Origin of the sequence: Streptomyces sp. NPDC048603 (assembly GCF_043199475.1) — a bacterium.
Taxonomy (GTDB): Bacteria; Actinomycetota; Actinomycetes; order Streptomycetales; family Streptomycetaceae; genus Streptomyces.
On record NZ_JBICVY010000001.1, the window covers coordinates 34,879 to 52,765 of the forward strand.

A 17,887-nucleotide genomic window follows, 5' to 3' on the forward strand; every position below is an offset into this window, starting at 1 on the left:
GAAGTGATCTCGGATCGCGGATCACGGAGTCGTGATACGCCGCCATGAACTGTCAGATGGCGAGTGGGAAGTCGTGCAGCCGCTGTTGCCCACTCCTGTGCTGGGGCGGCCTCGGCTGGACGACCGGACGGTCCTCAACGGGATCGTTTGGCAGGTCCGCACCGGGGTCGCTGGCGGGACGTGCCCGAGCGATACGGGTCGCGAGCCGGCCTCCACACCCGTTTCCGCAGGTGGGCCACAGACGGGACGCGCGAGGGATGCTCCGGGCCGCGCAGGCGCAAGCCGACGCGGCCGTGACATCGACTGGCTGGTGCCGGTGGACTCCAGCATCGTCCGTGCCCGCCAGCACGGCGCCGGAGCCCGAAAAGGGGCCCTGGAACCCGGAACTCGGACGGTCCCGAGGCGGGCCGGCCAGCAAAATCCACCTGGCCTGCGACGGCTCCGGCCGCCCGTCACCTCCACCTTCCAACGCACCGGGCGTCGGGGTCGAAGCCGTCGCGGCGGGCGAAGGCCGACCACCTCGGATCGCCGCTCTTGCCCTCGGTCGCCGGGAGCCCGTACGCGCACCTGCTCGTAGGTGAGCAGCACCCGGGTCACCGAGCTCCAGCAGCCCGTCCGCTCCATCCAGTCCCGCTCGAAGTCCTCGCCCGAACAGGCCCCGCCGGGCCGCCACCTCCACTACATCCTGGCCCCCTGCCCGCACACCGGCATCGGCCCCGCCCCCACCGACTGACACCAGCTGGGCCCCCGCTACCGCGACGCGCTGCTGTGCGAACTGGAACGCCGCGGCCTGGACGGCATCGCCTCGGCCGTCGAGGAGGAATGCCTCGTGACGCCCGCCGACTGGGCCGCGCAGGGGCACGCCGCCGGTACTCCGTTCTCCACCGCGCACACCCTCCTCCAGACCGGCCCGTTCCGCCCCCGCAACCGGGTGTGCGGCACCGCCAACGCCGTCCTCGCCGGCTGCGGCACCACCGCGGGCACCGGCGTACCGCCCGTCCTGCTGTCGGGAAAGCTGGCCGCGGCCCGCATCACCGGCAGCCGCCGACCGGCCGCGGCCGCCACCTCCGGCACACCGGCCCGTCCCCGACCGGAAGGAGTACGTCGGTGACCCGCCGGGAACTGGACGCCGCCGGCATCACCGACAAGGAGCTGCGCGATCAGGCGGCCGGCAGGATGCTCGCCAGCCGCCCCAGCGCCGCCTTGACCCGGTCCGGCGTCACTCCCTGCGCGCGCTGCTGGAGGAAGACCTCAGGTGCCAGCGGCGCGAGCAGGGTGTCCACCAGGGCCTCGGGGTCCGGGGCGCCTGACTCGCGCAGCAGGACGAGGACGTGGATGCGCCAGAAGCCGTACGCCCCGACGGTGAAGCGCTTCTCGCCGGTCTCGGCGCCCAGCACCAGGTGGCCGTGGGTGTCCAGCAGGTCGACCATGGCGGCGTAGAAGGCGGTGAGCCGTTCGCGTGGCGGCGCGCCGGGGCCCAGGGGCGGAGGGCCGCGCAACAGCTCTTCCTGCAGGCGGCGTTCGTGCTCGTCGAGGAGGGCCGCCGCGATGGACGTGACGTCCGAGTAGCGGCGGTAGAGCGTGCCGCGGCCGATGTCGGCCGCCCGGGCGATGTCCTCCATCGTGACCGACCGCGGATCACCGGCGGCGAACAGCTCGGCGGCGGCGGAGAGCACCTTGGCCCGGTTGCGGGCGGCGTCCGCGCGTTCCCTCGTCTCCATGGCGCCCCAGCCTACCGGAATAACCGGACACCCTGTCCGGTTAGACCTCTCGTCCGGTATAACTGGACACCGTGTCCGGTTACCGTTCCGGCCGATACGAGGGGGCCCGTCATGACCACGCTGCTGCACCTCGATGCCAGCGCCCGCCGCCAGTCCTTCAGCCGAGAGGCCGGTGACGCCGTCGCCGCCGCCTGGCGCGCGTCCTGCCCCGGTGGCACCTACGTCCACCGCGACTTGGCCCGGAGCCCCGTCCCGCAGATCGGGGAGGCGTGGACCGAGCTGTGCGACCACGTCCTGGAACACGGCATCACCGACCCCGCCCGATACCGGGAAGCCGTGCGCACTCCCGCACAGGAGGCGGCCTGGGCCGTCGTCGAGCCGCTGTTGTCCGAACTCGTGGCCGCCGACGTCGTGTTGATCGCCACGCCGATGTACAACTACTCGGTCCCGGCATCCCTGAAGGCATGGATCGACCAGGTCACCTTCCCGCGCATGTCCCTGGCCGGACGGCGGTTCGTCGTGGCGTACGCGCGCGGCGGGGCGTACGGCCCGGGGACCCCGCGCCACCCGTACGACCACCAGGAGCGCTACCTGCGCGACTTCTTCGCCGGACACTTCGCCGTGCCGGAGGAGGCCATGACCTTCCTCGGCACCGAACTGGTCAACTCCCTCACCGATCCCGTCCTCGCGGGCCGGCGCGGGGCGCACGACGCGTCCCGCGCGGCCGCGCTGGCGGCCGCCCGCAGGACGGGAGCGTCCCTGTGAACTGGCTCCTCCTCGTCGCCGCCGGTCTGGTGGAGGTCGCCTGGTCGCAGAGCATCAAGCCGACGGCGGGGTTCACCCGGCCGCTTCCCACGCTGCTGTGCTTCGCGCTCGCCGCCGTCGCCGTCTATCTGCTGTCTCTGGCGATGAAGGGCCTGCCGGTCGGTACGGCCTACGCCGTCTTCACCGGGATCGGCGCGGCCGGCGCGATCACCCTGGGGGTCGTGGTCCACAAGGACCCGGTGACCCTGGGCCGCATCCTCGCCCTGGCTCTGATCGTCGGCGGCGTGGCGCTGTCCCACGCGACCGCGCCGGCGGAGTAGGGGACCGGCATCTGAGCGGACCGGTGCCGCCGCGGGCCTGCCGCTTGCACACGTACGCCTCTCCCGGTCCGGTTCGCCTCTGTTCCGACCTCCGGACCGACCAGAACCGGCCGATCTCCCGCAGCCCCCACCAGGCGGCGGCATCAGCAGCCCGGATAGGGGCACGCGCAGCGCATGACCTTTACCGTGCTGGTCCTCCTCCCCCTCGTGCTCGCCGTCGTTCTGATGACCGGCGGTGAACGTCACCACCACGGCCGGCATCGTCATCGCCGCTGAACTCGGCCGCCCGCGCCCGCTGCACCGTCGGGACCGGGCGTTGGCCGGTCAGCGGCCGGTAGGCGGCCGGTCCCGTCCGGGGGATCGTCCACCGGCCACAGGCCGAGCAGGTCCAGCAACGCCCGCAGGTCCCGGCCATCGGTCGCACGGGCAGCAACGGTACGGCGGGCCGCGGCGCGGTCCGCGGTACCCGACCGGGCCAGAGGAGCCGACTCCTCGCACGCAAACGGGTCCCTCACCCCACCGATACCACCACGATCCCGGCGTACCCGCAGCTCAGGTACCTCCGTGTCCCACTCGCGCACGCGGAAGGCGGATCGGTCCCGCCCGCGGAAACGGAGCTATTCGGCGCGGCGGGATTTGTGCGCGGCCATCCGGAGCCGGGCGTTCGCCGGAAGCCGGGTCCGGCCCGTTGGCCGGCGGGCACGCTGCACGGGGCCCTCGCACAGTCGTGGAGAACCGAGCCGGGGGCGCTGTCGGGGTCGAGGGTGAGGTGGAGGTGGGCTTCCGGGTGGGCTTCCGGGTGTCCGGCGGTGCCGCCCATCCGTGCACGGGCTCGCTGGACCCGGGGAGCTGCCCTGCGTCGGCCGCCGGCGCGTCACCGCGGGCGCCTGCGAGCAGTTCCACGCCGTCCACGTCGGGGGATCCCTCGATGTGCATGCGGCCGGGATGGGTGCGGCGCAGTTGGGCCAGCAGAAGTGCGCTGCCATTCTTCGTGTCGACCACAGGGTGGTCGACGTCGCCCGGCAGATCCGCGAAGCCGTGCGGGCCGCAGTCACCTCCTGCCACGACCCGCACGGTCCGGCCGTCACCGTCCTGGTCACGGTCGCCCGCACCGTGTGACGACCGCATTCGCCCGCCCTCCTGCTTCACCCACGCAGAAGGGAGCGCCTTCGCCGCCGGCGTCAGCGCCGGCGGATCTCAACACGCCTGGGACGCGGCGTCCCTCAGGAGGGCTCCAGCACCCGCGACGGCCGTCGGGTGCGCGTCCGGTCCGGCCGCGTGGGCATCGGTCAGGGCGGCCGCCACCGCGTCCACGAGCTGGTCGGGGGCGTCCGCGCAGCGGGCCAGCACCACAAGGCTCGGCGGGTGGCCGTCGACCGGGACGAAGGCGATCCCGGGACGGGCGTGCCTGCGCGCGGCTCCGGCCGGCAGTATCCCGGTCACCCCGTCCCACACCACCGCGTGCAGGCATTCCTCCACGGACGTCACGACCGGGCCGGGGGCGCCCTCGTCGGAGGCCAGCCAGTAGGCGCGCCACTGCGCGTCCGTCCCGGCCGGCAGCCGGAAGCGCGGACGCCCGGCGAGTTCCCTCACGTGCAGCCGCGGCCGCTCGGCGAGCGGGTCGTCCGCGGGCAGCGCCGCCACCAGGGCCTCCGCTCCGAGCCGTCGTACGGTCAGACCCGAGGTGTCGAAGGGGAGCCGGGTCAGTGCCAGGTCGGCCCGACGCTCGCGCAGGCCGCCCGTCGGATCGGTCACGGGCGCTTCGTACAGCCTGACCCGCAGCCCGGGGCGAGCGCGGCGCAGTACGGCGAGGGCAGCGGGCCCGGCATCCAGACCCGCGCCGGCGACGGTGCCCAAGACGACCTCGCGCACGGATTCCGCGGCCCGCACCCGATCGCGGACGCGCTCGGCCCGCGCCAGCAGGTCGCGCGCCTCCGGGAGCAGCACCCTTCCGGCCGCGGTCAGGCGCGCACCGGTCGGAATGCGGTCGAACAGGCGGCACCCCAGGTCCGCCTCCAGGTCGCGGATCCTGCGGCTGAGGGGCGGCTGAGCGAGGTGGAGCCGTGCTGCGGCGCGGCCGAAGTGGCCTTCCTCCGCGACCGCGACGAAACAGCGCAACGCCTTCAGGTCCATGACCAGCCACGATACCGAGAACGACGCCGCCCCTGCGGAACCGGTCTTGGACGCGGGGCCGGATCCGGGGTGAGGTGGAGCCGTCCTTGAACCACACACCTACCCCGGGCACATCCGCCCGGTCCCTCACGTGCCCACTTCTCCCCTTCCTTCCCCTCCCCTCATCTACTTCCACGAGGAGTACCCGTGTACGCGCACCCCGACGACCTTCACCGCGCCCGCTCCGTCGGCGCCGCCGCCGCGCCCGAGTTCGCGGCCTGGCTCGCCTTCCAGAACGCGGTCGACCGCGAGGACGGCGCCGTTCCGCGCCGTTACCGCGAGCTGATCTCCGTGGCGGTGGCCCTCGTCACCCAGTGCGCGTACTGCCTCGACGTCCACACCGCAGCCGCCCGCCGGCACGGCGTCACCGCTGAGGAGCTCGCCGAGACCGCCTTCGTCACCGCTTCCGTCCGCGCCGGGGGCACCCTCGCCCACGCCCTCCTCGCCGACCGCCTCTACGAGGGTCACGGCCACCACGGCCCGTCCGCCACGCCGGCGAGTACGGCGACCCCCACCTGCTGACGGCCCCGCCGTGGCGGCTCGCATGGGCGTCCGGGGGTTTGTGGAGGTGACGGGCGGGGCTGCCAGGGCGTAGGTCCGCGGGCTGCTCCACGAGGAGTGCTTGAGTGAAGGTCCAGTCCGTTTCCGACCCCGAGGAGATCCCATGACCGGCGAGAACCGCCCGACCGACGAGCAGGCCCAGCACCTGCGTGAAGAGGCCGAGGAACTCGAGCGGGCGGCCAACAAGTCCACCGACGCCGAGGAACGGCGGAGGCTGATGGAAAAGGCCCTGCGCATCCGGCAGGGGATCGAAGAGCTCCACGGACCGGAAAGCGCCACCATGGACCCCATGTAGTCCGCAGGCACGGGCCGCACGTCGCTCCCGAGGGTAGCGAGGCCGAGGGCGGGTCCTGGACGGGCCTGGGGGCTCGGGGGCCGGGGGCCGAAGGCCCCTCGTCGGCGGGTCAGGCTTGCCGAGGCGGCCGGCTCGGAAAGTCGTAGGTGACTCCGGTGAGAGTCTCCGAGAGGTCCCAGAGTCGGCGGGCGGTCTCGGGGTTCTCGGCGGATTCGGTCGGCCGGACGAGGGTGGGGTGGCCCTTGGACTCGTTGCGCCCGTCGGGTCCGATGAACTGGCCGCTCCGCGCATCGGGGCAGGCGGCTGCGTAGAGCTGGTTGAGCGCGCCGGTCTCGACGTCCTGGGCGACGAGACGGTTGGTGACCTTGAGGATCGACTTGAGCAGCCCGGTCGGTCCGGAGGACTGGAGGTTCGTGGCGGAGTAGCCGGGATGTGCCAGGAGACTGCTGACCGGGGCGGCGCTCGCGCGCAGTCGCCTGTCCAGTTCCAGGCCGAACAGGACGTTGGCGTACTTGGACTGGGCGTAGAAGCCGCGTGGTGAATACGAGCGGTCGCCGTGGAGGTCGTCGAAGTGGATGGCGCCGTTCTTGTGCAGGGTCGAGGAGACCGTCACGACGCGCGGGTCGCGCCCGGCTCGCAGCCGGTCCAGCAGGAGCCCGGTCAGCGCGAAGTGCCCCAGGTGGTTGGTGCCGAACTGGGACTCGAAGCCCTGCTTGGTGAGGGAGCGCGGCGGCATCATGATCCCCGCGTTGTTGACGAGCACGTCCACGGGCGTGTCGAGGCCGTCGGCGAACGCGCGGACGGAGTCCAGGTCCGCGAGGTCCAGTGAGCGGAGCTCTGCGGAGGCTTCGGGGAGTTCGCCGCGGAGTCTGCCCAGTGCGGCTGTGCCCTTGTCGGTGTTCCTCACGGTGAGGATGACGTGCGCGCCGCGGCGGGCGAGTTCCCGGGCGGTGACGTAGCCCAGGCCGCTGTTGGCACCGGTCACCACGACCGTGCGGCCGGTCTGGTCGGGAATGTCGTCGGCCGTCCATCGGCGGGTGCGGGTGGGGGCGGTGGTCATCGTGCGCCTCCTTGCGGCTGTTGAGGGGTGCGGAGCAGGTCATCGACGCTTGCCGCCAGCAGTCGGTGCAGGCGGTCGCGGTCGTCGGGGAGTTTGCGGACGGCGTGCAGGGCGGCGAGGCCGTGCGCGGTGGCCCAGATGCGGGCGATGCGGTCGTCGTAGGGGTCCGCGATCCCCAGGGCGTCCGCGATCACCGCGCCGACCTCGGCGCCTTCTGTGACGGTCTCGGCGGCGGGCACGTGGACACCGCCGAGGCCGTACATGACCTGGTAGAGGTCCGGTTCGTCGAGAGCGAAGTCCAGGTAGGCGGCCGCCGCGGCCCGGACGGAGGTACCGCTGGAGCGCATGTTCGCAGCGAGCCGGACGAACCCGTCTTTGACGAGGGCCAGCAGGATGTCGTCGCGGCCCTTGAAGTAGCGGTAGGCGTAGTTGGCGGAGTAGCCGATCCGGTCGGCCAGGCGGCGCATGCTCACCGCCTCCCAGCCCTCGGCCCTGGCCAGGTCACGGGCGGCTTGCAGAATTTCGGTGCGTGCTGCGGCGCGTTCGCGTTCGCGGCGCTGCCGGGAGGGGGAGGGCTCGCGCTCCGGCGGTGGCGGGGTCACAGCGCCTGGCCCTCTGCCGGGTTCTGCGCGTCGGCGGGGGTGTCGGGCATCTCCATCGGTGCGAGCAGGCCCAGCTGGTTGAAGAACTCCAGGGTGTTGAGCTCGTCCCAGTGCTCGACCGCCATGCCGTCCTGGACTCGCCAGATGTCCAGCGACCGCATTTCCACCGCCCTTCCGGTGGGTTCCTCGCCGAGCAGCGACCCCAGGTGCGTGGCCCGGTAGGTGAATCTGCCGACCACGCGGTCGCCGTCGGTCAGGACGTCCTCAAGGGTGACGCAGGTGTCGGGGAAGGCGGCGAACCAGCGGCCCCAGAAAGCCCGGTTGGCCTCACGGCCGTCCTCGACGTAGGGGTTGTGGTTGACGTACTCCTCGGCCACGAAGCCGTCCACGGCATCGGGGTCGTGACCGTTCATCAGAGCGGCGAACGCGTGCGCGACAGTCGGGTGGGACATCGGTTCCTCCGATCGACGATGTGGTTACACCGTACACGATGTGTACGGTGTAACCAATAGTGAATCGGCTGAGCCGGACTACGAGTTGGGGCAATCGGGCCCCCGGGGAGCTGCCGGCACCCGCCCTCACGGGGCGCAGGCGTCGGCTGTCGACAGGCTGTTCTCGTAGAGGTGGTGCCGGGTGATCCGGCCGTCTTCGACGGTGAGGCGCAACGCGAAGGGGCCGGCAAAGGACTTTCCGGTGGCGCGTACGGTCCCCGACAGGTGTCCCATCAGGACGGCGTCATTGCCGTCGACGAGGAAGGTGTCGACGGAGGCGCGCGCGTCCTCGGGCACGGTGTGCTCCATCAGCTCCGTGAACTGGCCGGCGCATTCGACGGCGGTGGACCGCGGGTGGATCCACGGGACGGTGGGGTTCTCGGCGAGCAGCCAGTCGACCTCTTCGGCGAACAGCTCGATGAGCCGCCCGGTGTCGCCGGCGAGTCGGGCGGCAAGGAACTCTTGCACCACGGCCCGGGTGGCCACGGCCACAGGACTCGCGGTGGTGACGGCGGTGGGCTTGACGGTCATGGCGCTCCTCGTGACTCCGGCCGGCCGGATCCCGACGGGATTCGTCGATGCAACGATCCTGCTGGTGGAGGGCTGAGCGGTCGATTACCCCGGGGGTAATGCGGCCGATGGAGCCGGCGCTGCCCGGCTCAGGTGCCCCGGCGACGGCACGGGCTGCCGGTACCGCCGGTACGGCTGGTGGCGGTGCGGTTGACCTGCGACATGCGCTGCCTCCTGGAGCGAGCGGGGGTCCCGGTCCTGCCGGTGAGGGGGCTGCCGGGGCGGGACACGGGATTGATGCCTCCCTTGCCGCGCCTGCCCCGTCCCGCGAACCACCGACACCGTCTTTCCGGGCACCGGGGCCGGGCCCGAAGCCCCGCTCAAGGCCGCCGAACCGTGGCCTCTTCGTAGGTCAGCGTCACTACCGAGCCCTCCTGACTCTCCCCGCCGGCATCGGCACCAGGCACCGCGAGGTGGGAAACCCAGGCGTTCTTCAAGTGGTACCGCGCGACCGGGCGGCCGGTGGCGTCGTACCCCACCAGAGTGATGTCCCGGCAGGACCCTTCAGCACCCCGCTTCCCCAGACTGGCCGCGATCCACTCCGAGAACCCCTCGCTCCTGTGCACACCGCGGGTGACCGTCACGTCCCCAGACCCTCGCGACTCCGCTGGCTGTCTGCGGCCCAGTACGTCACCTGTCGCCGATACCACCCGCATCTCGTCATCGTCGAGCAGTGTCTGCGGAAAGGTCACCGAATGAACCGCCTCGACGACATCGTCAAATTCCACACCGAACGATTCCACCTGCCCCATGTCTCCCATCGGCACGAGAACACCTCCAAGGGTGCGACTTCGGCCTGCCATGAGCGGTTCGCCCGTGATCCGCGTCCCCGCAGCGGCCTCTGCCCCCTCGGCGCCGGGTCAATCGCTTCGCCCGGGGCCCGTTCTGCCCGGCGGAGCTCGCTGCCGGCCCGTCAACCATGCCGATGAGGGGCTCCGGGGCATGCGCATCCGTGCGCAGGGCAGGTGCCTGCTGTGCGGGAGGTGTGCCGTGATCACCTCAAGCGCACGAAGAGCTGAAAGGAGTACGCCTCATGCCCCGTGGGTCCTCCCCTAAGCGGGAACGGCAGTACGAGCACATCAAGGAGTCCGCGCAGGACCGCGGTGAATCGGAGAAGCGGGCCAAGGAGATCGCCGCCCGCACCGTGAACAAGGAACGGGCCCGTTCGGGCGAGTCGAAGACGGCGAGCCGGTCCTCCACCCAGGACATGTCCTCCTCCAAACGCGGCGGACAGCGCTCCCACAGCGGCTCCGAAGGCCCGACGAAGGAACAGCTGTACAACGAGGCCAAGCAGCGGAACATCAAGGGCCGCTCCGACATGAACAAGGCCGAACTCAAGCGCGCCCTGGGCCACTGACCGGAGATCGTCCCGTGTCCGTGTCCCTCGGCGAGGACGTGGTGGCGCTGCTGCGTCGCCCCAGCACCTGTTACATCGCGACGACGATGCCCGACGGCTCGCCCCAGCTCACCCAGACGTGGGTCGACACCGACGGTGAGCACGTCCTGATCAACAGCGTCGAGTCCCATACGAAGACGCGGAACATCGCGCGCGACCCCCGGGTGGCCGTCGCCGTCGCCGATCCCGCGGAGCCGGCCGCGTACGTCCAGATCCGCGGTCGCGTGGTGAGTGTGACCACGGAGGGGGCGGTCGCCCACGTCGAGGCTCTCGCCCGGAAGTACCTCGGCGGCCCGTACCCCTGGTACGGCGGGCGCGACCAGGTCCGGGTGATCTACGTGATCCAGCCCGAGCACATCACCAGGCCCAGCCCCTGACGTCTCCTTGCCGCCCGGGCCGGCTCCGGCTCATTCCCGGGGCGACCGCGTCTCAGCCGGTCCCGAACCGTTCGGCCCGGTAATCGGTTGTGGCCAGGACGAAGGAGCGACCGGCCGGATCGGCGAGGCGGCGTACCTGGCGGGGGCCGTCCTCGGTGTCGGTGCCCAGCGGACGGGCTCCCAGGGACACGGCCTCCCGCTCTGCCTGGTCCAGGTCGGCGGCCGCCACCTGGATGCGCAGGTGGGCCTGGAGCGAGTCCTCCGGCCGGGGCCAGCTCGGCGGCGCGAAACCGCGGTCCGAGAGCCAGTGGCCCGTCCGGGGCGCGTCGGCCTTTCCGCGCTCGCTCAACGGGCGATCGAAGTCATCGATCGGCAGGCCCTTCGGTACGGCCTTGGCGTGGCGCACCAGCAACAGCCGGCACGGGCCGGTGGTCCTCGGCTGGTCCATACCCGCCCGCCTGCCCACCGCAGGGACGGGGAAACAGGGGACGCGCCGGTCGAGCAGGGCGGCGGGCAGATCCCGGCGGCGAGCGAAGGCGGCCACCTGATCCTGGTGGACGCCGGGGAAAGCACCCACCATCGAAACAGGCACAGCGCAACCCCGCCCTCCTCCCTGAGGACGAGCACGGAACCGGCCACAGGAACCGACAGCGGCGGGCTCACAGCGGTTCGGTGGGGCTCCGGCGTCAGTGCCGCAGTAGCGAAACGCGCTGCCCGGGCCTGTCCCTTGAAACGGGCAAGGGGGGCCCGAGCACCGCCCGAGCAGAGCGCTTGACCAGCCGATTCGAACGGATGAGGGCTGGCTACCGGTGTTCGTCCGTTGAGAAGCCGTCCGGAGCCGGGATCCGATGCTTCGTCCGCCCCGGGTGGTGTTCGCGGACTGCAGGGCGGTGCGGCGGTGGCCGGTTCGGGTCAGATCCGGCCCAGGATCCGGTTTCCGGGCGCCTTGCTGTCGGTGGAGGTGAAGAACTCCATGGCAGTGGTGAGCCATTCCTCGACGGTGAGTGCTCCGTCGCCGTCGCGGTCGAGAACGCGGAAGATCTCCTCGGCCTCGGCTGCGGGTACGCCGATGGCCTGGTAGAGGCTCGTGAATTCGGCGATGTCGACGGTGCCGTCGTCGTTGCGGTCCGCCAGGGCGAGGTCGGCCTCGATGGACGGGCGGACCATATCGGAGATGCGGGACGCGTCCGGGCACCGGCCGAGTCCGGCGGCGAAGTCCTCCCGGGAGACACGTCCGCCGTTGTCGGCGTCCACCAGCCCGGTGAGCGACTTCCAGTAGTGCGCCTTGGACTCGCGCAGCGCGCGGCTCTTGGGGGAGCCGGGGGGCTCGCCGATGCCGTCGATGAGCCGGTCGGCCAGTGTGGTGAAGTCCGCCTGGGAGATGTAGCCGTCGTGGTCGGTGTCGAGGAGGTCGAAGCGGTGCTCGAACTTACGGTGCAGCAGGTCGGTGGTCATCGTGTCACTCCGTGTTGTGTCGTGCCGGTTCCCGCGGGCTGTGACCGTGGTCTACCGCAGAGAGCGGAAGCAGGCCGGTCGCCACTCGGCGGTGTCACCTGGCCGGAGGTCCGGGTTCACCGCAGTATCGATTCACCTGAAGGCGTCTTCCGGATTTGCGGTGGTCTGCGATTCACCGCGTCCGGTCGGCGAAAGTGGCCGGACTCATTCCTCGGGGCTGGGACGACGCCGGCGGCTGCGGTTTCGCCCCGGCTGGCCGGGCGTCGAGCCCTGACAATCGAGCGTCGCCCTTCCTCGCAGCCGGATCTGCGGGCCGAGCCCTCCGACCTGCGCCTGCCCGGTCACCCAGCACCAGGGCTGCGGCCTCTTCGTCGGCGGGCTCAAGGACGGATACCTCCGCCTGGGGCGGAAGCCGGCGCGGATGCCGACGGCCCGCCGGTCGAGCGGGTTCGGCCTTGGCTGCCCATGGCGTGGCTGCGGGAACGGTTGACGGAGGTGATGAACAGCAACGGTGCGGCTGCAGCACGGTGGGCGGCCTCCAGGAAGGCGTTCGGGGGCACCCGTGCCCGGCGCGATGAGCTGCACCGTACGCACGCCGTCCTGCGGCGCGGTGAGGTGGTCTGGCGCCGTCTCGGCCGCGGGGGCCACGGAGACCGAGCGGGTTGAGTGCGAACGGCTCGTCTATCACGGCGCGTACCCGCTCGGGGCGCACCGCCGGCAGCCGGGCGAGGTCGAAGGCGCCCGGAATTCGGTCGGGGTGTTGCGGTGACGCTGCCGGGCGGCTCGTGAGCCGGCGCACACGACGTACGGCGATCCGGCGATACGGCCGGTCCCCTCGCGGCAGGCCATGGGGCGAGGCGGGGCTCGCAGGTGGCGTGCGCAGGTCGGCGGTCACAGCGTCATTTCGCCGTGTCGTCGGAGGGTACGGGTGTGGTGGCCGGGAGCGGTCCACCGCGGCCCTGGTGTCGCGGAGGCGGTCTTCCCGGCGTGCGTGGTCCTGCTGTTCACTGGCCGCGTCTCGCAGTCCCTTGCCGAGGAGGCCTTCGTGCACGACGAGCGACCGGCGGCGGAGACGGATGTTCTGGTGGTCGGCGGCGGGCCGGCGGGGGCGACGGCGGCGGCCCTGCTGGCCCTTCAGGGACACGAGGTCACCCTGCTGGAGAAGATGCGCTTCCCCCGCTACCACATCGGTGAGTCCCTCCTGCCTTCCCTTCTGCCCCTGCTGGACCTCTTGGGCGCAAGGGAAGCGGTCGAGCGGCGAGGCTTCGTCCGCAAGACCGGCGCCTACTACGACTGGGGCGGCCAGGAGTGGGAGCTGCGCTTCGGTGGGCTCGGCCGGAGCGCGCTGTACAGCTTCCAGGTCGTCCGATCGGAGTTCGACCACGCCCTCCTGGACCACGCGCGGGACCAGGGCGTCCGGGTCCACGAGGAGACCGCGGTCCGCTCCGTCGAGTTCGGTGACGGGCGTGCGGTGACGGCCACCTGGTCATCGGCCGCCGGGACCGGTGCCATTTCGTACCGGCATCTGGTGGACGCCTCCGGACGTGCCGGGCTGGTCTCGGCGCGGCACCTGCGGACGAGGCGCTTCCACGACGCGTTCCGCAACGTCGCCCTGTGGGGGTACTGGCGGGGGACGGCGCCCGTCGAGGCGGCCCCGGCCGGCGCGATCTGCCTTTTCTCGCTTCCCGAGGACGGCTGGTTCTGGGCGATCCCCCTGCACGACGGGACCTTGAGCGTCGGGCTGGTCACCGACCAGCACTCCTTCGCCGCGGCCCGGCAGTCGCTCGGCGGTACCGAGGCCCTCTACTCGGACCGGCTGCGCCGCTGCCCGGTCCTGGCCCGCCTGCTGGCCGGAGCGGAACGCGTCACCCCGCTGCGGGTGGAGACCGACTATTCGTACGTCGCCGAACGCTTCAGCGGACCGGGCTGGTTCCTGGCCGGCGACGCGGCCTGCTTCCTCGACCCGCTGCTGTCCACGGGCGTCCACCTGGCCATGTACAGCGGCATGCTGGCGGCTGCCTCGATCACCGCCGCTCTGCGGCGGCATGTGGGTGAAACCGAGGCGTCCGCCTTCTACCAGCATGCCTACCGGCACGCCTACGAGCGCCTGCTCATCCTGGTCGGCGCCTTCTACGACATCCACCAGGGCCGCGATGCCCACTTCCGGCGCGCCCAGCAGCTGAGCCACCGCGACCAGCAAGACCTGCGGCTCCACGAATCATTTCTCCACATCGTCAGCGGCCTCGAGGACCTCCACGACGCCCAGGACGGCGCCGCCAGGCTCTTCGCCGCGCTGCGCGAGCCGCTCGCCGGGCACCGGAAGGTCGGCCTGGGCGGCCACGGTGCGAGCCGCATGACCCCCTGGCCCACCAGCCCGGACCAGGCGATCGCCGGCCTGCGCCTGGTCCTCGAACCCTCCCTCGGCCTCCGGCGCACAGGGGAGTAACCTCTCGTCAGCAGTAGCCTTCGCATTCCTCGGGCGCGCTTCGGCTCGCCTCGTTCGGGAAGTGCCCGCGAGGCCTTGACCGCCTGCCGGGGGCGCGTTCACGGACTCGATCGGGCTGATGGTGCAGACGATGTCGCGGATGGCGCAGTGGCCGATGACTTCACCATGGAGCTTCGGCGATTCCGCGGGCTGTTCGAGTCCGGAGCGATGAGCTTGTCGGAGATCGCGAAGGAGACTGGACTCAACCGCCGAACGGTCCGCACATACCTGGCAGCCCAGGTGCCGGCCTCTCCGCCTCGCCGGTCATCGAGCGGGCACGCTCGTGGACGGATGGTGGACGACGTTGCTCCGCTGATCGACGCGATGCTGCGGTCGGAGATCCTGATCAAAGGGGCCGGATCAGGACGCGGCCGGTGCCGCGGGAGGATTCGATGCGGAGGCCGGTGAAGGACACGTCGGCCCGGCAGAGCAAAAGGGGCGGTGTGGTCGAAGACAGCAGTCAGGGTCACGCAACAGCGCCGTCCGGATGGGGGCGGATCTTGGCCCAGGCGAACTGGCCGGCCCGCTGGAGTTGCTCGGTGTATTCCAGCCCGAGCTCCGCTGCGGCCTGGAGCGCCCGCTGCTCCTGTTCGGCCCTGCCTCGCGTAGAACACGCTCGAGCGGCAGGGGCCCCGGGCGACCGTCTCCTTGTGGTGGAGAACCCTCCGCTCGAAGATGGTGAACACAGGAAGCAACGATGAGCGGCGGGGGGCACCGTGCTGGCGGAGGAGTTCGGATACCAGGTGTCGCCGCAACCTGCGGCGTTACAGACCCCAGGCGTGCTGCGGGCACTGGAACGCGATGCGCAGGCAATGAAGCGCCGGGTCTTGCACCTCGCTGCCTGGGTCACCGGCGCCCTGGTCTTCTTCATCGCGGTCATCCTGCAGGCGCCGCTGCTTGCCCTGTTCCCCCTGGGCAGTGTTGCGATCGGCCTGGGTCTGGCCGTGCCCGTGGTGAAGCGCCAGCGGCGGGCGGTCGAGGAGCAGCTGCGTACTCGTCCGTGGCAGGTCTGGCCCGCCCGCGTTCGGGAGTCGGGCGACAAGCAGTGGCCTCACCTGATGGAGCTATTGGCCCCGGACCGCACGGCCGCCGCGACCTTCCGGTGCCGGCTGCCCCAGGACGTCTGGATCGGCATGACCGACGGGCGGGGTGTGGTCTGGATCTGCGGCGACCTGCGCTTCGGTGGAGTGGCGGCCCTGCCCGGGGCCGAGCGGGCCTGGCCGGTCGGAGCCGTGTCGCCAGCGCAGCAGGTCCCGCCGGCGCCGGCCGGGCAGGCCGGCGCGCTGGAGGAGGAGCTGGTGCGCGAGGCGGCCCGGGTCGTGGCCTGGAACCTGTTCGGATAGCGATCCGCCGAGATCCGCCCCAGCCGGTGAGGCTTTCCCGGTCGCCGCGTCTTAGCAGCTCGGGGTCCGCCACGGTTCCAAGGTCGACGAAGCCCAAAGCGCCTTCTCGGCTGCTTCTCATTCGCCCAGTTCAGAGAGGAGTTGAGGCGCCATGGAGGCGCTTTGCCGGGCTGCATGCTTTCGCCTGCCCCACCGCACCAGAGCGACCACGGCTTTCACGAGGCCCACCAGAACGGGCATGCACCAACCGGCGACGATGGCCGCGATGGCGCCGGCGATTGCGGCCGGTATGAGCAGCAGGACGATGAGCGTGAGCCTCGCCGGCAGGGACTCGAAGTAGCCCTCGGTCGAGAACAGAGCCAGACGGCCGACGTCAGCAGGCCACCAACGAAGACCGTACGTGCGGAAAGCTCAGCCGAAACGCCGATTTCGGCTCATGCGTTGGGTGAGGCGCCAAGCGCCGTAGTGGACAGCACTCAATGACCACAGCGTCGACCAATAGACGGAGAAGCCCATGAAGAACAGGATCGCGACACCGAAAGCATTACTGACGGCGGCCGATGGCTGAATTTTGAACAGTGAGACAAGAATCAGCGCAGCCACGATCGGAGAGGCTACAGGTGTACACGCCGCCAGTACCTTCCATGCACGGCCGCCACGCATGACCAAACGCTCGAATCCAAAAGCAACAGGAAGAATGAGAAGACTTGCGGCAAACCCCACGCCGGCGGCAACCAGCACGACCTCGACGTAATCGCCGGCGAGAAAGTCTCCGTCAATGAAGAAGACTGCCGCGATCGGAAGCGTGACGACCATGAAGGCCATGACGATGGCTGCTGTCGTCATGGCGATGGACAGTGAGTGGCGAAGGACCGCCCACCGCCGAGAATCAGGATCGTAGACGGCTGCGGGTTTGCCGAATGCGGCGGTGACGTGTGGATTCGTCGGAGGATTACCAGGCAACCTTCACTCCCTTCACGTTGGGTCTCACAGTCCCTGACGCATCCGCCCGCCTCCGCGGTTGCCGCCCCTGGCCTGCACAGTGCCGGGCGCCGAGCAGACCACAGTCTCCCCCGTCGCCAGGAACATGCCGACCCGGACCGTGCCCGAGCCGCGCGCGCTCCGCGACACCATCGAGCGCATCCTCAACGGCTTCCTCGACCGACTCGACGACGAACTGCCGGTCGACGCCGGCGGCCTCGCCGATGACATCGCTCGCGCCATCGAACGGAGTTGACACCGAATCCCGGTACCGGGACCCGAAAGGACACCGGGCCCGGACCCGCTGGCTTGAAGACCCGTCGTCGGATGCAGTTGCCGGCCGCCAGTGGATGCGCCCCGCCCCGAGTGCTGCCCGAACTGTCCGTGCCACAGCGATCGATGCAGCGACACTCCGGCCGCCGCGTCGGCTCCGGGACCATGCTCTGCCTCAGCGAACAGGTCGGCGGGCTCCGAAGTTCACCGGAGGGCGCAGTCGGCGGGCCGCTACCGGGTCCAGGCCTGCAAGAACATCGCGCTGCACACGTACTCCACCGCGATGCCGGCCAACGAGGAGTCGAGGTCGCTACGGCCGTGTCGGCCGGCATCTGCCGCACCAGGCGAGTACAAGGGATGGCAAACCGCCATCCCCCAGCGTTCCGGGACGAGGAACACCGTGTCACACGCGCGCCCCGCTCTGCGTCGCCCTGAAGCCGGGCTCGCTCTCGCACTGGCGTTCGCGGCTGCCGCCGCCGTCTTCGTCGCCGTGTTCCTGTTCGGCCGGGCGAACACGCCGGACTACACCGCGGCGCTGTTCGGCCGGACGGGCACCGATGCCGTACGTCTCAAGGCACAGCTCGCCACCGGCTGCCTGGGGCTGGCCGTTCTCCAGCTGCTCCTGGCGCTGTGGATGTACCGGCGGCTGCCCGGGGTGCGCCGGGTGCCGGGCCCGGTGCCGGTCACCCACCGGATCGTCGGTGTGGTGCTGTTCGCCCTGACCGTCCCGATCGCGGTGCAATGCGTCCAGGCGTACGGCGTGCAGCTGACCGGCTCGCGTGCGGCAGTGCACTCGATCGCGGGGTGCTTCTTCTACGGGGCGTTCGCCGCCAAGGTCCTGCTGGTGCAGAGCCGGCGCCTGCCGGGCTGGGCTCTGCCACTGGCCGGGGGCGCGCTGGTGGTCGTCCTGGTGGTCGTCTGGTACACGAGTGCGCTGTGGTACTTCAACGGAGACAGCGTGCCGGTGCTGTCGCTCGAGTACCGGCACCTGCCGCCGGGGCAGATGTGACGATTCGACGG

General features: G+C 71.1%; 22 protein-coding genes and 2 pseudogenes. 14 read left to right on the forward strand and 10 right to left on the reverse strand.

What is annotated here, in order from left to right; translation table 11 throughout:
* Positions 1 to 31 precede the first annotated feature (31 nt).
* Together ACGFQ9_RS00175 and ACGFQ9_RS00180 are read left to right on the forward strand one after the other, a co-directional pair.
* Positions 32 to 577, forward strand: a complete 546-nt coding sequence (locus ACGFQ9_RS00175) for a transposase (protein ID WP_393569556.1) — start codon at positions 32 to 34, stop codon at positions 575 to 577.
* Between the two features lie 69 nt (positions 578 to 646).
* A pseudogene (locus tag ACGFQ9_RS00180) lies at positions 647 to 1,111 on the forward strand (phytoene synthase); the annotation flags it as partial.
* A 49-nt stretch (positions 1,112 to 1,160) separates the two neighbouring features.
* On the opposite strand, the gene ACGFQ9_RS00185 reads toward ACGFQ9_RS00180, so the two are convergent.
* The gene (locus tag ACGFQ9_RS00185; protein WP_393569557.1) at positions 1,161 to 1,721 is read right to left on the reverse strand and encodes a TetR/AcrR family transcriptional regulator; all 561 of its coding nucleotides are present in this window, start codon (positions 1,719 to 1,721) and stop codon (positions 1,161 to 1,163) included.
* A 111-nt stretch (positions 1,722 to 1,832) separates the two neighbouring features.
* Between ACGFQ9_RS00185 and ACGFQ9_RS00190 the strand changes: the two genes are divergently transcribed.
* The 3 genes from ACGFQ9_RS00190 to ACGFQ9_RS00200 all read left to right on the forward strand — a co-directional run bounded on the left by ACGFQ9_RS00190 (position 1,833) and on the right by ACGFQ9_RS00200 (position 3,925).
* Positions 1,833 to 2,486 (forward strand): FMN-dependent NADH-azoreductase, encoded by a 654-nt coding sequence (locus ACGFQ9_RS00190; RefSeq protein WP_393569559.1) that lies wholly within the window; start codon positions 1,833 to 1,835, stop codon positions 2,484 to 2,486.
* Complete coding sequence (locus ACGFQ9_RS00195; RefSeq protein WP_393569560.1) at positions 2,483 to 2,806, forward strand: DMT family transporter; 324 nt, start codon at positions 2,483 to 2,485, stop codon at positions 2,804 to 2,806. The genes ACGFQ9_RS00190 and ACGFQ9_RS00195 overlap by 4 nt, the downstream gene beginning before the upstream one ends.
* 822 nt (positions 2,807 to 3,628) lie before the next feature.
* Complete coding sequence (locus ACGFQ9_RS00200) at positions 3,629 to 3,925, forward strand: hypothetical protein (protein ID WP_393569562.1); 297 nt, start codon at positions 3,629 to 3,631, stop codon at positions 3,923 to 3,925.
* Between the two features lie 78 nt (positions 3,926 to 4,003).
* Here the strand turns inward: ACGFQ9_RS00200 and ACGFQ9_RS00205 are convergent, their stop codons facing one another.
* Positions 4,004 to 4,939, reverse strand: a complete 936-nt coding sequence (locus ACGFQ9_RS00205; RefSeq protein ID WP_393569564.1) for a LysR family transcriptional regulator — start codon at positions 4,937 to 4,939, stop codon at positions 4,004 to 4,006.
* A 186-nt stretch (positions 4,940 to 5,125) separates the two neighbouring features.
* On the opposite strand from ACGFQ9_RS00205, the gene ACGFQ9_RS00210 reads away from it, so the two are divergent.
* Together ACGFQ9_RS00210 and ACGFQ9_RS00215 are read left to right on the forward strand one after the other, a co-directional pair.
* On the forward strand, positions 5,126 to 5,500 hold the full coding sequence (locus ACGFQ9_RS00210; protein WP_393569566.1) for a carboxymuconolactone decarboxylase family protein: 375 nt from the start codon (positions 5,126 to 5,128) through the stop codon (positions 5,498 to 5,500).
* 142 nt (positions 5,501 to 5,642) lie between these two features.
* Positions 5,643 to 5,834, forward strand: coding sequence for a DUF6381 family protein (locus tag ACGFQ9_RS00215; protein WP_393569568.1), 192 nt, complete (start codon positions 5,643 to 5,645; stop codon positions 5,832 to 5,834).
* Positions 5,835 to 5,943: 109 nt separating this feature from the next.
* Here the strand turns inward: ACGFQ9_RS00215 and ACGFQ9_RS00220 are convergent, their stop codons facing one another.
* The 5 genes from ACGFQ9_RS00220 to ACGFQ9_RS00240 all read right to left on the reverse strand — a co-directional run bounded on the left by ACGFQ9_RS00220 (position 5,944) and on the right by ACGFQ9_RS00240 (position 9,318).
* Entirely contained in the window at positions 5,944 to 6,894 is a 951-nt protein-coding gene (locus ACGFQ9_RS00220) for an oxidoreductase (protein WP_393569570.1), read from the reverse strand.
* Complete coding sequence (locus ACGFQ9_RS00225) at positions 6,891 to 7,496, reverse strand: TetR/AcrR family transcriptional regulator (protein ID WP_393569572.1); 606 nt, start codon at positions 7,494 to 7,496, stop codon at positions 6,891 to 6,893. The genes ACGFQ9_RS00220 and ACGFQ9_RS00225 overlap by 4 nt, the downstream gene beginning before the upstream one ends.
* On the reverse strand, positions 7,493 to 7,948 hold the full coding sequence (locus tag ACGFQ9_RS00230) for an ester cyclase (protein WP_393569574.1): 456 nt from the start codon (positions 7,946 to 7,948) through the stop codon (positions 7,493 to 7,495). The genes ACGFQ9_RS00225 and ACGFQ9_RS00230 overlap by 4 nt, the downstream gene beginning before the upstream one ends.
* Before the next feature lie 126 nt (positions 7,949 to 8,074).
* A complete protein-coding gene (locus ACGFQ9_RS00235; RefSeq protein WP_393569576.1) occupies positions 8,075 to 8,518 on the reverse strand; it encodes a nuclear transport factor 2 family protein in 444 nt (147 codons plus the stop codon).
* 359 nt (positions 8,519 to 8,877) lie between these two features.
* Positions 8,878 to 9,318, reverse strand: coding sequence for a phage tail protein (locus ACGFQ9_RS00240; protein ID WP_393570754.1), 441 nt, complete (start codon positions 9,316 to 9,318; stop codon positions 8,878 to 8,880).
* Between the two features lie 272 nt (positions 9,319 to 9,590).
* Here ACGFQ9_RS00240 and ACGFQ9_RS00245 point away from each other — a divergent pair, with 272 nt between their 5' ends.
* Both ACGFQ9_RS00245 and ACGFQ9_RS00250 read left to right on the forward strand, forming a co-directional pair.
* The gene (locus ACGFQ9_RS00245) at positions 9,591 to 9,914 is read left to right on the forward strand and encodes a plasmid stabilization protein (RefSeq protein ID WP_393569578.1); all 324 of its coding nucleotides are present in this window, start codon (positions 9,591 to 9,593) and stop codon (positions 9,912 to 9,914) included.
* Between the two features lie 14 nt (positions 9,915 to 9,928).
* The gene (locus ACGFQ9_RS00250; RefSeq protein WP_393569580.1) at positions 9,929 to 10,330 is read left to right on the forward strand and encodes a PPOX class F420-dependent oxidoreductase; all 402 of its coding nucleotides are present in this window, start codon (positions 9,929 to 9,931) and stop codon (positions 10,328 to 10,330) included.
* 52 nt (positions 10,331 to 10,382) lie between these two features.
* Here the strand turns inward: ACGFQ9_RS00250 and ACGFQ9_RS00255 are convergent, their stop codons facing one another.
* Complete coding sequence (locus ACGFQ9_RS00255) at positions 10,383 to 10,778, reverse strand: VOC family protein (RefSeq protein WP_393569582.1); 396 nt, start codon at positions 10,776 to 10,778, stop codon at positions 10,383 to 10,385.
* 464 nt (positions 10,779 to 11,242) lie between these two features.
* A complete protein-coding gene (locus ACGFQ9_RS00260) occupies positions 11,243 to 11,785 on the reverse strand; it encodes an EF-hand domain-containing protein (protein WP_393569584.1) in 543 nt (180 codons plus the stop codon).
* Between the two features lie 1,045 nt (positions 11,786 to 12,830).
* On the opposite strand from ACGFQ9_RS00260, the gene ACGFQ9_RS00265 reads away from it, so the two are divergent.
* The 3 genes and pseudogenes from ACGFQ9_RS00265 (at position 12,831) to ACGFQ9_RS00275 (ending at position 15,613) form a co-directional block, all read left to right on the forward strand.
* Positions 12,831 to 14,231: an NAD(P)/FAD-dependent oxidoreductase gene (locus ACGFQ9_RS00265; RefSeq protein ID WP_393569586.1), complete on the forward strand. Its 1,401-nt coding sequence runs from the start codon at positions 12,831 to 12,833 to the stop codon at positions 14,229 to 14,231.
* Between the two features lie 165 nt (positions 14,232 to 14,396).
* Positions 14,397 to 14,627: pseudogene (locus ACGFQ9_RS00270) on the forward strand (IS21 family transposase); the annotation flags it as partial.
* Positions 14,628 to 14,986: 359 nt separating this feature from the next.
* Positions 14,987 to 15,613: a hypothetical protein gene (locus ACGFQ9_RS00275; RefSeq protein ID WP_393569588.1), complete on the forward strand. Its 627-nt coding sequence runs from the start codon at positions 14,987 to 14,989 to the stop codon at positions 15,611 to 15,613.
* A 411-nt stretch (positions 15,614 to 16,024) separates the two neighbouring features.
* Here ACGFQ9_RS00275 and ACGFQ9_RS00280 read toward each other — a convergent pair whose 3' ends face one another.
* Positions 16,025 to 16,459 (reverse strand): hypothetical protein, encoded by a 435-nt coding sequence (locus ACGFQ9_RS00280; protein WP_393569590.1) that lies wholly within the window; start codon positions 16,457 to 16,459, stop codon positions 16,025 to 16,027.
* Between the two features lie 256 nt (positions 16,460 to 16,715).
* Here ACGFQ9_RS00280 and ACGFQ9_RS00285 point away from each other — a divergent pair, with 256 nt between their 5' ends.
* Positions 16,716 to 16,850 carry a hypothetical protein gene (locus ACGFQ9_RS00285; RefSeq protein WP_393569591.1) on the forward strand — a complete coding sequence of 45 codons (135 nt, stop codon included), beginning with the start codon at positions 16,716 to 16,718 and terminating at the stop codon, positions 16,848 to 16,850.
* A 417-nt stretch (positions 16,851 to 17,267) separates the two neighbouring features.
* On the forward strand, positions 17,268 to 17,876 hold the full coding sequence (locus tag ACGFQ9_RS00290; RefSeq protein ID WP_393569593.1) for a DUF6529 family protein: 609 nt from the start codon (positions 17,268 to 17,270) through the stop codon (positions 17,874 to 17,876).
* The last annotated feature ends 11 nt before the right edge of the window (positions 17,877 to 17,887 follow it).

Excerpts from the sequence above, each read along its gene's own strand:
- ACGFQ9_RS00240 (WP_393570754.1), bottom strand. The coding sequence starts at position 9,318 with ATGGGAGACATGGGGCAGGTGGAATCGTTCGGTGTGGAATTTGACGAT.
- ACGFQ9_RS00280 (WP_393569590.1), bottom strand. The coding sequence starts at position 16,459 with ATGACGACAGCAGCCATCGTCATGGCCTTCATGGTCGTCACGCTTCCG.
- ACGFQ9_RS00260 (WP_393569584.1), bottom strand. The coding sequence starts at position 11,785 with ATGACCACCGACCTGCTGCACCGTAAGTTCGAGCACCGCTTCGACCTC.
- ACGFQ9_RS00215 (WP_393569568.1), top strand. The coding sequence starts at position 5,643 with ATGACCGGCGAGAACCGCCCGACCGACGAGCAGGCCCAGCACCTGCGT.
- ACGFQ9_RS00220 (WP_393569570.1), bottom strand. The coding sequence starts at position 6,894 with ATGACCACCGCCCCCACCCGCACCCGCCGATGGACGGCCGACGACATT.
- ACGFQ9_RS00205 (WP_393569564.1), bottom strand. The coding sequence starts at position 4,939 with ATGGACCTGAAGGCGTTGCGCTGTTTCGTCGCGGTCGCGGAGGAAGGC.
- ACGFQ9_RS00230 (WP_393569574.1), bottom strand. The coding sequence starts at position 7,948 with ATGTCCCACCCGACTGTCGCGCACGCGTTCGCCGCTCTGATGAACGGT.
- ACGFQ9_RS00245 (WP_393569578.1), top strand. The coding sequence starts at position 9,591 with ATGCCCCGTGGGTCCTCCCCTAAGCGGGAACGGCAGTACGAGCACATC.
- ACGFQ9_RS00235 (WP_393569576.1), bottom strand. The coding sequence starts at position 8,518 with ATGACCGTCAAGCCCACCGCCGTCACCACCGCGAGTCCTGTGGCCGTG.
- ACGFQ9_RS00190 (WP_393569559.1), top strand. The coding sequence starts at position 1,833 with ATGACCACGCTGCTGCACCTCGATGCCAGCGCCCGCCGCCAGTCCTTC.
- ACGFQ9_RS00185 (WP_393569557.1), bottom strand. The coding sequence starts at position 1,721 with ATGGAGACGAGGGAACGCGCGGACGCCGCCCGCAACCGGGCCAAGGTG.
- ACGFQ9_RS00255 (WP_393569582.1), bottom strand. The coding sequence starts at position 10,778 with ATGGACCAGCCGAGGACCACCGGCCCGTGCCGGCTGTTGCTGGTGCGC.